This is a genomic window from Rhodococcus opacus (assembly GCF_012396235.1).
Taxonomy (GTDB): Bacteria; Actinomycetota; Actinomycetes; order Mycobacteriales; family Mycobacteriaceae; genus Rhodococcus_F; species Rhodococcus_F opacus.
Map to the genome: position 1 here is coordinate 31605 of NZ_JAAXPA010000006.1, position 14251 is coordinate 45855.

Genomic DNA, 14251 nt, shown 5'->3' on the forward strand with positions numbered 1-14251 from the left:
CCCATTATCGCCGCGAGCTCACCGCCACCCGCACGATCAATCCGGCGACCAGCGCCCAGAACGCGGACCCGATGCCGAAGATGCTCACCCCCGACGCGGCGATCAGGAAGGTGACGACGGCGCCTTCCCGTTCGCGGACGTCGTCGAGGGCGGAGGCCAGTGCCCCGCCCAGGGTGCCGAGGAGGGCGAGGCCGGCGACCGCCTCCACGACGCCCTCGGGGGCCGCGGCGATGAGCGTGGCCACCGCTGCGGAACACGCGGCGAGCACCAGGTAGGCCCAGCCTGCCGTGAAGGCCGCGACCCAGCGCTTCCTGGGATCGGGATGTGCGGACGGCGCGGCGGCGAGGGCGGCGCTGATGGCGGCGAGGTTGATGGCGTGACCACCCGCGGGCGCGCCCACCAGGGTCCCGACACCGGTCACCAGCATGGCCGGCCGCCACGGCACCCGGTAGCCGAAGGAATTCATGACGGCGGTCCCGGGGATGTTCTGGGACGCCATCGTCACGATGTACAGCGGGATCGCGATCCCGATCATCGCCTGCCACGTCCACGCCGGTGCCGTGACGTCGAGTCTCGGCAGGAGCGCGCTGGTGTCCAGTCCGTCGCTGCCGGAGGCGAGACCGATCGCGATCACCACTGCGGCAGCCGCGAACGCCGCCGGCACCGCCCACCGCGGCGAGTACCGCTGCAGAACCAGCCACACGAGAACCACGGGCGCGACGGCCAGCGGTGCGTCACGCAGCGCCAGTACCGGCGCCAGGCACAGCGGCAGCAGCACCCCCGCGAGCATCGCCTGCGCCAACGCCGGAGGGATGGCCGCGATGAGCCGCCCCAGCCGCGGCCACAGCCCAGTGAGAATCACCGCCGCCCCCACGACGACGAACGCCCCGACCGCGGCGGGCCAGCCGCCGCTCACCGTCCCCGCGCCGGCGAGGAGAGCGGCGCCCGGCGTCGACCACGCCAGCGTGATCGGCATGCGGTAGTGCCGCGACATCCACAACATGCCGAGCGCCTGCGTCACACACAGCGCCAGCAGTCCCGACGCGGCCTCGGCGGAATTCGCGCCCACCGCCGTCAATCCGGTGAGTACGACCGCGAACGAACTGGTGAAGCCCACCAGGGCGGTGACGATTCCGGCGCTGATCGGCTGGGCCGCGGAATCGGGTGAACGCACATCGCTGTCGGGCACAGACATAGGACGCGATTCTGCCCGACGCGTGGTCCCGGCGATCCGTGGCATTAGGGTCGGCACGGTGAAACACGACGACGCCCCCGCCTTGCCGACCGCCGCCGACTTCCCCGCCCTGTGGCCGGTGCCGACCCGCTGGGAGGACAACGACCACTACGGGCACGTCAACAACGTCACGTACTACTCGTACTTCGACACGGCCGTCAACGGCTGGCTGATCGCGACGACGGGCACCGACATCCGCGATCTGCCCGCCATCGGTGTGGTCGCCGAGACGTCCTGCAAGTACGTCAGCGAACTCACCTTCCCGGACCGTCTGCAGGTGGGGTTGTCCATCGAGAAGCTGGGCACCCGGAGCATCGTGTATGCGCTCGCGATCTTCCGCGAGAACGACGACGCGCTCGAACTCGCAGCTCTCGGCCGCTTCGTGCACGTGTACGTGGACGCGAAGACCCGCAGGCCGGTGCCGATTCCTGCCGAAATCCGGAGCGCTGCAACCCTTCTGGTGACACCGGACGCCGTCTGAACGTCCGGCACCACCAGGGGGATCAGCGCAGTCCCTCGGCCTCCGCCGTGGCCACCGCCCGGGCGATGATGCCGTCGATCAGCGCGACCGTGGGCGCACCGGTCTCGGCCTTGTTCCGGGGGTCGTCGATCACCCGGCGCAGGACGCCTTCGGCGATGATCGCCAGCTTCCACAACGCCAGAACGTGCCAGTACCCCACCTGAGTGACATCGCGTTTCGTGTGGTGGACGTAGGCCTCCACGAGTTCGGCCCGGGTGGGGAATCCCTCCAGAGTGGAGGCGGGGAACGGTCCGGCGTCCGCGTCGCCCGCCTCGGGCCAGTAGGCCAGCAACGCGCCGACGTCGGCGAGGGGGTCGCCCAGCGTGCACAGTTCCCAGTCGACCACCGCGACCACCTCACCCTCCTCGGGCGAGGTGATGACGTTGCTCAGGTGAAAATCACCGTGCACCAACGACAGTTCGGTCTGCTCCGGCATGTTGCGCTCGAGTATGCCCGCCAGGTCCTCGATCGCCGGGACGTCACGGGTACGGGACTTCTCCCACTGATCCCTCCAGCGCTTCAACTGCCGTGCCGCGTAAGGCTTGTGGCTGGCCAGATCCTCCAGCCCGGCATCTTTGAGATCAACCGCATGGATCTTTGCGAGAGCCTTCGGCATCGCCAGCCCGACGGCATTCCTCTGCTCGGGTGTCAGCTTCTTCGCCACACCGACATTGTCGATCACCACCCCTGCGACATAGCTCATCAGCACGAGCGGCGCGTCCGTGACCTCCGGATCGTCGGTGAGCCCGAGGATCTTCGGCACCGGAACGTCGGATCCCTGGAGAGAGGACAGAATCCGGTGTTCGCGGACCACGTCGTGCGCCGACGCGAGCAGATGTCCGAGCGGTGGCCGCCGCAACACCCACCGACCACCACCCGCGTCACTGACCGCGTACGTGAGATTCGACTGACCGTTCCCGATCCTCTCGAAGCTCAGCGGCGCGATCGCTCCCACACCGAGTCCGGCAATCCACGCAGAAACGGCATCTTCGTTCAGCCCCACAGCATTCACGCGCTCGATGCTAACCGCTCGGAAGCCCGATGCGGAGGGAACCGGTCCGCGCCGCAGGTCGCGGCCCTAGGGTGGCAACAGTGAGGCCGATTCGGCCGGAACTGGAGGGACCGACGTGGAAGTTTTCCTCATCGTGTGCGGCGTGCTCCTCGCCGTGAGTGCCGTCGCCGTGAGCATTCCCAAGCTGAGACTGAAGGGAACCGCGTGGACGGGGTTGCAATCCCGGGGCCTGAGCAGGCAACAAGTCCGGCTGATCGGCGTGGCGGAACTCGCCGGCGGTGTCGGTGTTCTCGCCGGCCTCTACTGGACTCCCCTGGGAGTGATCTCGACGGTGGCGCTGCTGATTCTCCTCTTGTGCGCAATCGCCTTTCACGTCCGACACGGTGACTACGGCAACCCCGACACCCGGGCCGTCGCAATGCCCGCGGTCTACCTCGCGATGCTGGCCGTCCTCGCCTCGATCGGGTTCGTGTTCGCGGGGTGATCCGAGGTTCTCGGACCCTTGCAGCAACAACCTGGCGTCGGTGATGTCCGAATTGGTCATTAGACGCAGCATGACACCCTTGCCACCCCCAAAACTGGGCATTCTGCTCGACGTCAGCGGTGCCACTTGCGCACTTCGCGTTCTCGTGGATGCTGTGAAGTAGGACACACACTTGCCCTACCGCAGTACCCGTCTCCTACGGACCCACAAGGTTCACGGACTCGACAACACGAGGTGACCCCGATGGTCGACAAGATTGCCTATCCGGTCCAGCTCATCCAGCCGGACGGCCGACGGGTCTTCAGACCCGACTACACGAGCCTGGTCCGCGACATCGGACCCGAACAACTGCGCGGCCTCTACGAAGACCTCGTGGTCGCGCGTCGGATCGATGTCGAAGCGGTCGCGCTGCAACGCCAGGGCGAACTGGGACTCTGGGCTCCCCTGCTCGGGCAGGAAGCCGCACAGGTCGGCTCCGCCCGCGCCCTCCGCCCCGACGACTACGCGTTCATCAGCTACCGCGAACACGCCGTCGCCTACTGCCGGGGTGTGGACCCGGGGGTGATGACCCGCATGTGGCGGGGATGCGCCCATTCCGCGTGGGATCCGAGTTCCGTGAACGTGACGAATCCCGCGATCGTCGTCGGCTCCCAGGGGCTGCACGCCACCGGGTACGCCATGGGCGCCCACCTGGACGGCGCGGAGATCGCGACGATCGCCTACTTCGGCGACGGCGCCACCAGTCAGGGCGACCTCGCCGAGGCCCTCGGCTTCTCGATGAGCTACAACGCGCCGGTCGTATTCTTCTGCCAGAACAACCAGTTCGCGATCAGCGAACCGGTCCACCTGCAGAGTCCCGTCCCCATCGCGCAGCGCGCCGCCGGTTACGGCATGCCCGCCCTCCGGGTGGACGGCAACGACGTCCTCGCGGTCCTCGCGGTCACCCGCCAAGCCACTCAGCGGGCGCGCGAAGGCAGTGGGCCGACGTTCATCGAGGCCGTCACGTACCGGATGGGCCCCCACACCACGTCGGACGATCCCACCCGGTATCGGGCGGCGGCCGAGACCGAGGTCTGGAAGGCCCGCGACCCGATCGACCGGATGAGGCGCCTCCTCGACCGGGAAGGCCTGCTCGACGACACGTTCCTCGCCGAGGTGCAGGCCACCGCCGACGACGTCGCGGCGCGACTGCGGTCCGGGACCATCGATGCGCCCGATCCCCAGCCGCTCGATCTGTTCGAGCACGTGTATTCCACCGACCACCCACTCATCGAGGAGGAACGCGAGCAGTACGCCGCGTACCTCGCGGGCTTCGCCGGCATCGAGGAGGCACTGTCATGACCACCACCACGCTCTCGCTCGGCGCCGCACTCAACGCGGGCCTCCGACGCGCCCTCGAACACGACCGCAAGGTCGTGATCATGGGTGAGGACGTCGGACGCCTCGGCGGTGTCTTCCGCGTCACCGACACCCTGCAGAAGGATTTCGGCGACAACCGGGTCATCGACACCCCACTCGCCGAATCCGGCATCATCGGCGCCGCGTTCGGCATGGCCCTGCGCGGTTACCGGCCCGTCTGCGAGATCCAGTTCGACGGCTTCGTCTACCCCGCGTTCGACCAGATCGTGTCCCAGGTGGCCAAGATTCACTACCGCACACAGGGCCGGGTCACCGCGCCCCTCACGATCCGGATCCCGTACGGCGGCGGCATCGGTGCGGTCGAGCACCATTCGGAGTCGCCGGAGGCATACTTCGCCCACACCGCCGGACTGCGCGTCGTCACACCCAGCAACCCGGCGGACGCGTTCCACATGATCCAGCAGTCCGTCGCGGCGGACGACCCGGTGGTGTTCTTCGAACCGAAGCGGCGGTACTGGGACAAGGCCGAATTCGACGTGGACGCCGAACCGGACCTGCCGCTGCATCGGGCCCGGGTGGCCCGGGAGGGCACGGACGCCACCATCGTCGCGTACGGCTCCGTCGTGCCGACGGCCCTGTCGGCCGCGTCCATCGCCGCCGACGAGGGGCACTCCCTCGAGGTGATCGACCTGCGCTCCCTGTCGCCGATCGACTTCGACACCATCGAGGAGTCGGTACGCAAGACCGGAAGACTCGTCGTCGCGCACGAGGCGCCGACGTTCCTCGGCCTGGGCGCGGAGATCGCCGCCCGCATTTCCGAGCGGTGCTTCTACCAGCTGGACGCGCCCGTCCTGAGGGTCGGCGGATTCGACGTTCCGTATCCCCCGGCGAAGCTGGAACTGCACCATCTGCCGGACGCCGACCGCCTGCTCGACGCGGTCGATCGCAGCCTCGCGGCCTGATCGCACCCATCGGAGGAGAGGAGCCGTCCGTTGGCGCAGGAATTCCGCCTACCCGATCTCGGTGAGGGCCTGACGGAGGCCGAACTGGTCTCCTGGGCCGTCGAGGTGGGCCAGACCATCGAACTCAATCAGGTGATCGGAGAAGTCGAGACGGCGAAGGCGCTCGTCGAGTTGCCTTCGCCGTACGCGGGTGTCGTGGAGGAATTGCTGGTTTCGGCCGGTGCGACCGTGCCGGTCGGGACGCCGATCATCCGGATCGCGACGGATGCGGCCACCGAGGAACCTCCCACGCGCACGCCCGTTCTGGTGGGATACGGGCCCGAGGCCGCTGCCGAGAGCAAACGGGCCCGGCGGAAGCTGGTGACCGCTCCGGAAACCGGCACGCCCGGCCCGGACCGTCGGCGCCCCGACGCCTCGCCGGCAGCCCGGGTCGCCGCACGTGAACTCGGAGTCGACCTCGCCGTCGTCGCGGGGACGGGGCCGTCCGGTGCCGTCACCCGGACTGACGTGGAATCCCATGCGGGTTCGGTCGGGCAGGCGGTGCCGTCGACACCGGACTCGCCGGAGCCGTCGGAGCGCGAGACCCGCACCCCGATCCGCAGCATCCGGAAGCAGACCGCGGCGGCGATTGTCCGCAGCGCGTTCACCGCCCCGCACGTCACCGAATTCGTGACCGTCGACGTGACCCGGTCGGTGGAACTGCTCGAGCGCCTGCGGGACCTCCCCGCATTCGAAGGATTGTCGGTGACACCGCTGAGTCTGGTGGCGAAGGCGATGATCGTCGCGTTGCGGGAGAACCCCAGCCTCAACGCGTCGTGGGACGAGGAGAACCAGGAGATCGTCACCAAGCACTACGTCAATCTCGGCATCGCCGCGGCCACACCCCGCGGTCTGGTCGTCCCGAACATCAAGGAGGCGCAGTCGCTGAGTCTGCTCGAACTGTGCCGCGCGATCACCGAACTGACCGCGACCGCGCGCAGCGGCAGAGCCGAACCCGCGCAGCTCACCGGCGGGACGGTGTCGATCACCAACGTCGGAGTGTTCGGTGTCGACGCGGGCACGCCGATCCTCAACCCCGGCGAATCGGCCGTCCTGTGCCTGGGCAGCGTCACCAGGCGACCGTGGGTGCACGAGGACGATCTCGCGGTGCGGTGGGTCACCACCCTGAGCGTGTCGTTCGATCACCGAGTGGTCGACGGCGAGCAGGGGTCGAGGTTCCTGTCGTCCGTCGCGGCGATGCTGCACGATCCCGCCTCACTGCTCGCGCACCTCTGATCCTCGGTACGTTTGGTCGGTGAGTACTTCCCGAGCGTCCGCGGTCGACACCCGCGCACCAGTGGACGAGCCGCTCCGCCGGGCTCGTGCGGGAACGTTCGGAATCTTCGGGATCAACGGGTTCCTGCTCGGCATGTGGGTCGTGCACATTCCGGCGATCGAGGATCGGACCGGTATCAGCCACTCCACGCTGGGTTCGCTGCTGCTCCTGCTGGCGGTCGGTGCGATCGGCGGCATGCAGGTCAGCGGTCCGCTGGCCGACCGATTCGGCAGCAGGCGGATGGTGATCATCGCCGGACTCGTACTGTCGGCCGCCACCGTGGGTCCCGGGCTGGCCTCCGCGGCCTGGCAACTCGGTCTCGCCCTGCTCGTGTTCGGCTTCGCGAACGGCGCACTGGACGTGTCGATGAACTCGCAGGCCGTCGAAGTCGAGCAGCGGTACGGGCGGCCGATCATGTCGGCGTTCCACGCCCTGTTCTCCGTGGGCGGGGTGGCAGGATCGCTGCTCGGGGCCGCGACGCTCGCCGCCGGATGGGCACCCGTGACGGCGCTGCTGGTCGCCGGCGGTGTCGGGGTCGTCACCGTCGCCGCGGGCTCGCGGTGGCTGATGGCCGACCGTCCCCGCTCTCGGCACGACACCGCTCCCGCCGAGAAGGCACAGGGCCGGCTGTCCACGCGGGTCCTCGCACTCGGTGGCATCGCCTTCGTCCTCATGCTGTCGGAAGGGGTCGCGAACGACTGGAGCACCCTGCAGGTCAAGGAGCACCTCGGAACGTCCGATTCCGTCGCCGCCCTCGCGTTCGGAGCGTTCTCGGTGATGATGACGGTGGGCCGGTTCACCGCGGATCGCGTGAGCGGCGCGCTCGGTCCCGTCGCCGTCGTCCGCTACGGCACCCTGATCGCGGCCGTCGGAATGCTGCTCGTCGTCGTCTCGGGACTGCTCCCGCTCACCATCCTGGGCTGGGCGCTGTTCGGCCTGGGATTGTCGGGCTGCGTGCCGCAGATCTTCACCGCCGCGGGCAACCTCGGCGCGGGTTCCGCGGGCACCAACATGTCCCGTGTGGTCGGGCTGGGGTACGTCGGATTCCTCGCCGGCCCGGCCACCATCGGCTGGATCACCCAGGTGGTTCCGCTGACCGTCGCGATGGTGGTGCCGCTGACCTGCGTGCTGGTGGCGGCCACGTTCGCGGGGGCGGTCCGGCGCACCTGACACGTTCGCCGCACGAACAGGACCGTTCACCGACCTCACAGCGGCCTCTCATCGATCGTTCAGCGTCGGTTGGCACACTGTGTGGCGTGACCGAATCGACTAGCAGGCTGCGTCGCAGTGTTCGTCGCCTCGCCTTCGCCGCGGCGGGTGTGGTGGCACTGTGCGCGCTCTACCTCATCCGCCCCGAATCGTCGGGTCTCGTCCTCCCGGAGGCACTCCGACCCGTCGCCGAACCTGTGATCCAGGCGATCGACGTCACCACGGTGCTCGCAGCGACCGTGGTCCTCGCCATCGTCGCGGCGATGCGAAAACTTTCGTACGGCATGGGTGCGGTACTGCTGCTGTGTATCGGCGCGAACCTCACCAGTGCCGCAGTCCGGGCGTGGGAATCGGATGCGCCGTCGGTGCTCCTGCCGAGCGGGCACGTCGTCGCCGTCACCGCGCTGTACGGTTCGGCGCTGCTGGTGTCGGCACCGCGGTTCCGGCCCGTCATCGCGGGCCTGGGTTTCGCCGTCGTCCTCGGTGTCGCGGGGGCCGCCGCGCTGGTCGAACCCGTCGGCATCTTCGGCCTCGCGGCCGGCCTGATCATCTTGGCGATCTGGTGGACACTGGCGTCCACCCTGATGCTCTACTCCCCCGTGGCCGCCGAGCGTGAAGAGCGACGGCCCGACACCGCGGCCATCGCCTTCTCCCGGCACCGCGGCAGTCTGCGCCTCTGAGGCGCTTCGCGCCCGTGCGCCTTTCTGGTAGTTGGCGCTACCAAAAAGGCGCACGGGCCCGGAGGGCCTACAGGGCCTTGAGTTCCTCGGTGACCTCGGCGACCGACTTCTTCGCGTCCCCGAACAGCATGGAGGTGGTGTCGGCAAAGAACAGCGGGTTGTCGATGCCGGCGAACCCGGAGTTCATCGACCGCTTCAGCACGATCACCGACCTCGACTGATCCACATTCAGGATCGGCATCCCGTGGATCGGCGACGACGGATCGTTGCGGGCGGCGGGGTTGGTGACATCGTTCGCACCGATCACCAGGGTGACATCGGTGCGGGCGAACTCGTCGTTGATGTCGTCCATTTCCTTCATCGCGTCGTACTCGACGTCGGCCTCGGCCAACAGCACGTTCATGTGCCCGGGCATCCGGCCCGCCACCGGGTGGATGGCGTACTTGACCTCGACGCCCTTCGACTCGAGCATCTTGGCCATGTCCTTGACCGCGTGCTGGGCCTGCGCCACCGCCAACCCGTACCCGGGAACCACGATCACCTGATTGGCGTACGCCATCTGGATCGCCGCATCCGCCGCCGAGGTGGACTTCGCCGTCTTCACGGTCCCGTCCCCGACCGCCGCCGCGACACCGCCGCCACCGAACCCGCCGGCCACGATCGCCGGGATGGACCGGTTCATCGCCTTCGCCATCAGGTTCGTCAGGATCGAACCCGACGCACCGACGATCATCCCGGCCACGATCATCGCCTGATTATTCAAAGCCAGACCCGCGGCCGCCGCGGACAGACCCGTCAACGCGTTCAGCAGCGAGATGACCACGGGCATGTCGGCGCCGCCGATCGGCAGCACCACCATCAACCCGAGCACCGCCGCCAGCACCAGCACACCCACGATCCACCACTGGCTGGTGGGTCCGGTCGGCTCGATCGCCTTGACCCCGATGATCACCGCCAACGCGACGGCCCCGATCAGCAGCACCGCATTCAGCGGCTGCTGCAACCGGCCGATGCCGATCGGCCGGCCCGGCAGGGTTTCCTGCAGCTTCAGGAACGCGATCACCGACCCCCAGAACGAGATCGACCCGATGATCGCCGCGAACAGCGACGCGATGACGATGTGCACCGTCGGCGACTCACCATGTTGGAAGGCGGTGAACCCGTCCGAGTCCAGGAACTCGGCGTACGCGATCAGCGCGACCGTGCCGCCACCGACACCGTTGAACAACGCCACCAGCTGCGGCATCGCGGTCATCTTCGTCCGCAACGCCGGCGGCACCCCCAGGATCACACCGATCACCAGACCGGCGACGATCAGCACCCAGTTGGAGGTGTCCCGGATCGCGATCAGGGTGGCGACCACCGCCACACCCATCCCGACCGCGGCGATCTGGTTACCGCGGACCGCGGTCTTCGGGCCGGTCAGGCCCATCAGACCGTAGATGAACATCGCGAACGCCACGATGTACAACACGTTGACCAAGTACTCCATTACCGGTCCCCACCCTTCTCAGCAGCAACAGGGGCGGTGGGCTTGGACTTGAACATCGCCAACATCCGGTCGGTGACCACGAAACCACCGACCACGTTGATCGTTCCGAACACCAGGGCGACGAACAGGATCACCTGCAGACCCCACGGCGGGTTCTCGACCTTGCCGAGCACAACCAGCGCACCCAGCACGACGATGCCGTGGATGGCGTTCGTGCCCGACATCAGCGGGGTGTGCAACGTGTTCGGGACCTTCGAGATCACCGCGAACCCCACGAACCCGGACAACACCAGGATCGCGATGTTCGCCAACAATTCGGTATACATCTAGGACACACCCTCCTCACGGGTGACGCAGGACGCGGCGAGGACCTCGTCCGAAAAATCGGGGGCCAGCGCCCCGTCGACGAGCATCAACTCGAGCAACGCGGAGATGTTCTTCGAGTACAGCTCCGACGCGTGCTCGGGCATGGTGGCGGGCAGGTTCAGCGGCGAGCAGATCGTCACCCCGTGCTTGACCACGGTCTGACCGGGCTCGGTGAGCTCACAGTTACCACCGGTCTCACCGGCCAGGTCGACCACCACGGAGCCGGGCTTCATACCCTCCACCGCGGCCGCGGTCACCAACCGGGGCGCCGGACGGCCCGGCACCAGGGCGGTGGTAATGACCACGTCGAAGCCCTTGATCGCATCCTCGAGCGCCTGCTGCTGCTGCGCCCGCTCCGCCTCGGTCAGCTCGCGGGCGTAGCCGCCCTCACCGGCGGCGTCGATCCCGAGATCGAGCCACTGGGCACCGACCGAGCGGACCTGATCGGCGACCTCCGGGCGCACGTCGTAACCGGTGGCCCGGCCACCGAGACGCTTCGCCGTCGCCAACGCCTGCAGGCCGGCGACACCGACACCGAGCACCAGCACCGTCGCCGGCTTGACGGTGCCGGCGGCGGTGGTGAGCATCGGGAAGAACCGGGTCGACTCCGACGCCGCGAGCAGCACCGACTTGTAGCCGGACACGTTCGCCTGCGACGACAACGCGTCCATCACCTGGGCGCGGGAGATACGCGGGATCGCCTCCACCGCGAACGCCTGCACCCCGGCCGCCTTCAGCGCGCCGACCTGATTGTCCTGGTTGCGGGGGGCGAGGAACCCGATCAGGGTCTGCCCGGCATGCAACCGGCCCACTTCCTCGTCCGACGGCGGCGCGACCTTGACCACGACGTCCGCCGACCACGGATCGGCGATGGCGGCTCCTGCCAATTTGTACGACTCGTCCGGTATCAGCGCGCCCAACCCGGCACCCGACTCGACCACCACGTCGACGCCCTTGGCGATCAACGACGCCACGATCTTCGGCACCAACGCCACCCGACGCTCACCGTCGTTCGACTCCCGAACGACGCCGACCGTCGGGCGCGCAGTGGACGCGCTCTGCGATGTATCCATGTATCGACTTCCTGCGGTAGATGGTGTATGTGCCGCGACGAGCGGCGATCAACCGATGATGAGCGGAAATATTTCCCCCGACTCGACTGAGTTAGCTGATAGTAGCCAGAGAATGCGTGACGTAGGGAACAGAGAAGTCCGTGGGTAGGCGTCTGAATCGAGTCCGAACAGTCGTTCTCACAGATCTTTCTGCTCGTTTGTGAACCCGGTCACAGGGTGTTTGGTCGTAGTCTGACGGTAGACAGCCGCACGGAAGCGGAGGTTCGGCCATGAGCACATCGAAGGAACGGAGCGCGGAGGACGTCACCGCGGATCCACCGGTCGTCGTCGAGCGGGTCTACGACCATCCGACCGAGGGCGACGGACTCCGACTGTTCGTGGACCGGCTCTGGCCGCGGGGGCTCCGCAGGGACGCGTTCCATTTCGACGACTGGGCCAAGGACCTCGCGCCGTCGACGGAGCTGCGTCACTGGTACTCGCACGACGTCGCCGCGTTCAGCGAGTTCCGGGAGCGGTACGTCCACGAGCTCGACTCGCCGAGCGGACGGAAGGCTGTCGCGCGGGTGCAGGAACTCGCGCAGGGGCGGCCGATCGTTCTCCTGACCGCGACGAAGGACGTCAGTCACAGTCACGCCGAGGTGCTCGCCGAATACATGCTGGAACGGTTGTGACCACCCACCCCGACGACGCCGCGCCCGTCACCGAACCGGACGACGACCTCGGCGGAGATCCCGTCTGCTGGCTCGACCGCGTGTGCCCCGACTGCGGGTTGTTCCTCTCCGATCACACCGCGAGCACCTGCCCGCGCTGCGGTTCGGCGCGGGACAGGTGACGTCGGGAATTCAGCCGGCGTTCAGGTACCGGGCGCGAAGTTTGTGCTTGACGAGTTTGCCCGTGGGGGTGCGCGGCAGGTCGTCGGAGAAGTCGATGCTGCGCGGCGCCTTGAAGTGACTCACCCGCTCGCGGACGTAATCGAGCAACTCGCGGGCGACGGCATCCGACGGTTCCACCCCTTCGACGAGTTGCACGACGGCTTTGACCTGTTCGCCCATCTCCTCGTCGGGCACGCCGATCACCGCGACATCGAACACCTGGGGATGCATGGTGAGAACGTTCTCCGACTCCTGCGGATAGATGTTCACCCCACCCGAGATGATCATGAACGCGGCGCGATCGGTGAGGTAGAGGAAGCGGTCGGAGTCGATGTACCCGATGTCGCCGCTCGTGGTCCAGGTCGGATGGTCGGGGTGCGTCGCGGATTCGGTCTTGGCCGGGTCGTTGTGATATTCGAACGGCCGTTCCTCCCTCTCCCAGTAGACGGTTCCGATGTCACCGACGGGTACGTCCGCACCGTTGTCGTCGCAGATGTGCACGATGCCCATGACCCCGTCGTGGCCCACCGAACCTGGCTTGGCAAGGGCCTGGGCGCTGTCGATGAACGTGGCACCGGCACCCTCCGTGGACGCGTAGTACTCGTGGATCACCGGACCCCACCACTCGATCATCGAGCGTTTCACGTCGGGCGGGCACGGCGCCGCCGCGTGAATGGCCACCCTCAGACTCGACACGTCGAATTTGTCGCGAACATCCTTCGGCAGCTTGAGCATCCGGACGAACATCGTCGGCACCCACTGACTGTGGGTCACCCGGTACTCCTCGATGAGCCGCAGCGATTCCTCGGCGTCGAAGCGGTCCATCAGGACGATCGTGCCGCCGACGGAGGTGATGGTGCCGCAGAAGCGGAGCGGCGCAGCGTGATACAGGGGTGCGGGACACAGATACACGGTGTCGGAATCGAATCCGTACATCGGGGCGAACACCGCGGTGTACGGATCCATCGTGGCGTCCACTTCGCCCTCGGGCAGAGCGGGTTTGATCCCCTTGGGCCTGCCGGTGGTGCCCGACGAGTACAGCATGTCCTGCCCGCGGGGCTGCGAATCGAGCGGTTCGGCCGACTGCGCCGCCACGGCGTCGTCGTAGCTGTCGAATCCGTCGAGTTCGCCGCCGTACACGAGACGGTGCCGGACGCGGGGAAGCTTATTCGGGTCGCGCGGCACGGCGCCGCCCGCGTCGGCGGACACGATGAGCACCTCGGCTCCGCAGTCGTCCACGACGTAACCGGCTTCCTCCGGGGTGAGGTGCCAGTTCACCACGGTGATGTACAGCCCGGATCGCAGCGCCGCCCAGTACACCTCGAGGACCCGGAGATCGTTGCTCGACACGAGCGCCAGGTGGTCGCCGACCTTCAGGCCGAGCGAGCGCAGGTGCCGTGCGAGGCGGGTGGACCGCTCGTCCAACTCCCGGTAGGTCAGCCGCTCCCCCGTCGAGGGACGAATGACGGCGGGCTTGTCCGGGGTGGTCGCCACGAAGTTTCCAGGGAACATCCGCACTCCTTTTGTTAATGGAGATTCTCACCATCGGTCTACCACACGAAACCCGGGACGGGGAGGTCTTCGACGCCGTCACCGGCGCATTCGTCCGCCCGCGGCGAAAACGCTCGGACGCTCCGGCGGGAGGTCCTAGAGTTGAGGCAAAAGGAGGCGTA

General features: G+C 67.7%; 15 protein-coding genes. 9 read left to right on the forward strand and 6 right to left on the reverse strand.

The window, feature by feature from the left end; all coding sequences use genetic code 11:
* Positions 1-4 precede the first annotated feature (4 nt).
* Complete coding sequence (locus tag HGB39_RS09425) at positions 5-1195, reverse strand: benzoate/H(+) symporter BenE family transporter (RefSeq protein WP_155755992.1); 1191 nt, start codon at positions 1193-1195, stop codon at positions 5-7.
* A gap of 58 nt (positions 1196-1253) precedes the next feature.
* Between HGB39_RS09425 and HGB39_RS09430 the strand changes: the two genes are divergently transcribed.
* The gene (locus HGB39_RS09430) at positions 1254-1715 is read left to right on the forward strand and encodes an acyl-CoA thioesterase (protein ID WP_043789860.1); all 462 of its coding nucleotides are present in this window, start codon (positions 1254-1256) and stop codon (positions 1713-1715) included.
* Between the two features lie 22 nt (positions 1716-1737).
* Here the strand turns inward: HGB39_RS09430 and HGB39_RS09435 are convergent, their stop codons facing one another.
* Entirely contained in the window at positions 1738-2766 is a 1029-nt protein-coding gene (locus tag HGB39_RS09435) for a phosphotransferase family protein (RefSeq protein WP_037206299.1), read from the reverse strand.
* A gap of 115 nt (positions 2767-2881) precedes the next feature.
* Between HGB39_RS09435 and HGB39_RS09440 the strand changes: the two genes are divergently transcribed.
* From HGB39_RS09440 to HGB39_RS09465, 6 genes are all read left to right on the forward strand, one after another.
* On the forward strand, positions 2882-3250 hold the full coding sequence (locus tag HGB39_RS09440) for a DoxX family protein (protein ID WP_005262604.1): 369 nt from the start codon (positions 2882-2884) through the stop codon (positions 3248-3250).
* 243 nt (positions 3251-3493) lie between these two features.
* Entirely contained in the window at positions 3494-4591 is a 1098-nt protein-coding gene (gene pdhA / locus HGB39_RS09445) for a pyruvate dehydrogenase (acetyl-transferring) E1 component subunit alpha (protein ID WP_043789858.1), read from the forward strand.
* On the forward strand, positions 4588-5571 hold the full coding sequence (locus tag HGB39_RS09450; RefSeq protein WP_005262606.1) for an alpha-ketoacid dehydrogenase subunit beta: 984 nt from the start codon (positions 4588-4590) through the stop codon (positions 5569-5571). The genes pdhA and HGB39_RS09450 overlap by 4 nt, the downstream gene beginning before the upstream one ends.
* A 30-nt stretch (positions 5572-5601) precedes the next feature.
* Positions 5602-6846 carry a dihydrolipoamide acetyltransferase family protein gene (locus HGB39_RS09455; RefSeq protein WP_005566707.1) on the forward strand — a complete coding sequence of 415 codons (1245 nt, stop codon included), beginning with the start codon at positions 5602-5604 and terminating at the stop codon, positions 6844-6846.
* A 61-nt stretch (positions 6847-6907) separates the two neighbouring features.
* Positions 6908-8056, forward strand: a complete 1149-nt coding sequence (locus tag HGB39_RS09460; RefSeq protein ID WP_005566706.1) for an MFS transporter — start codon at positions 6908-6910, stop codon at positions 8054-8056.
* An 86-nt stretch (positions 8057-8142) separates the two neighbouring features.
* Complete coding sequence (locus HGB39_RS09465; protein ID WP_007300562.1) at positions 8143-8775, forward strand: hypothetical protein; 633 nt, start codon at positions 8143-8145, stop codon at positions 8773-8775.
* A gap of 67 nt (positions 8776-8842) precedes the next feature.
* Here the strand turns inward: HGB39_RS09465 and HGB39_RS09470 are convergent, their stop codons facing one another.
* Genes HGB39_RS09470 through HGB39_RS09480 form a run of 3 tightly spaced genes read right to left on the reverse strand, consistent with a single transcriptional unit; the run spans position 8843 to position 11706 of the window.
* A complete protein-coding gene (locus HGB39_RS09470; protein WP_005566703.1) occupies positions 8843-10267 on the reverse strand; it encodes an NAD(P)(+) transhydrogenase (Re/Si-specific) subunit beta in 1425 nt (474 codons plus the stop codon).
* A complete protein-coding gene (locus HGB39_RS09475) occupies positions 10267-10593 on the reverse strand; it encodes an NAD(P) transhydrogenase subunit alpha part 2 (RefSeq protein WP_005566701.1) in 327 nt (108 codons plus the stop codon). Before HGB39_RS09475 ends, HGB39_RS09470 begins: the two co-directional genes overlap by 1 nt.
* The gene (locus tag HGB39_RS09480; RefSeq protein ID WP_005566699.1) at positions 10594-11706 is read right to left on the reverse strand and encodes a Re/Si-specific NAD(P)(+) transhydrogenase subunit alpha; all 1113 of its coding nucleotides are present in this window, start codon (positions 11704-11706) and stop codon (positions 10594-10596) included.
* Between the two features lie 269 nt (positions 11707-11975).
* Here HGB39_RS09480 and HGB39_RS09485 point away from each other — a divergent pair, with 269 nt between their 5' ends.
* Positions 11976-12377: a DUF488 domain-containing protein gene (locus HGB39_RS09485; protein ID WP_005566697.1), complete on the forward strand. Its 402-nt coding sequence runs from the start codon at positions 11976-11978 to the stop codon at positions 12375-12377.
* A complete protein-coding gene (locus HGB39_RS09490) occupies positions 12374-12538 on the forward strand; it encodes a hypothetical protein (RefSeq protein WP_005566695.1) in 165 nt (54 codons plus the stop codon). Before HGB39_RS09485 ends, HGB39_RS09490 begins: the two co-directional genes overlap by 4 nt.
* 10 nt (positions 12539-12548) lie before the next feature.
* Here the strand turns inward: HGB39_RS09490 and HGB39_RS09495 are convergent, their stop codons facing one another.
* On the reverse strand, positions 12549-14090 hold the full coding sequence (locus HGB39_RS09495) for an AMP-binding protein (RefSeq protein ID WP_005566693.1): 1542 nt from the start codon (positions 14088-14090) through the stop codon (positions 12549-12551).
* Positions 14091-14251: the final 161 nt, after the last annotated feature.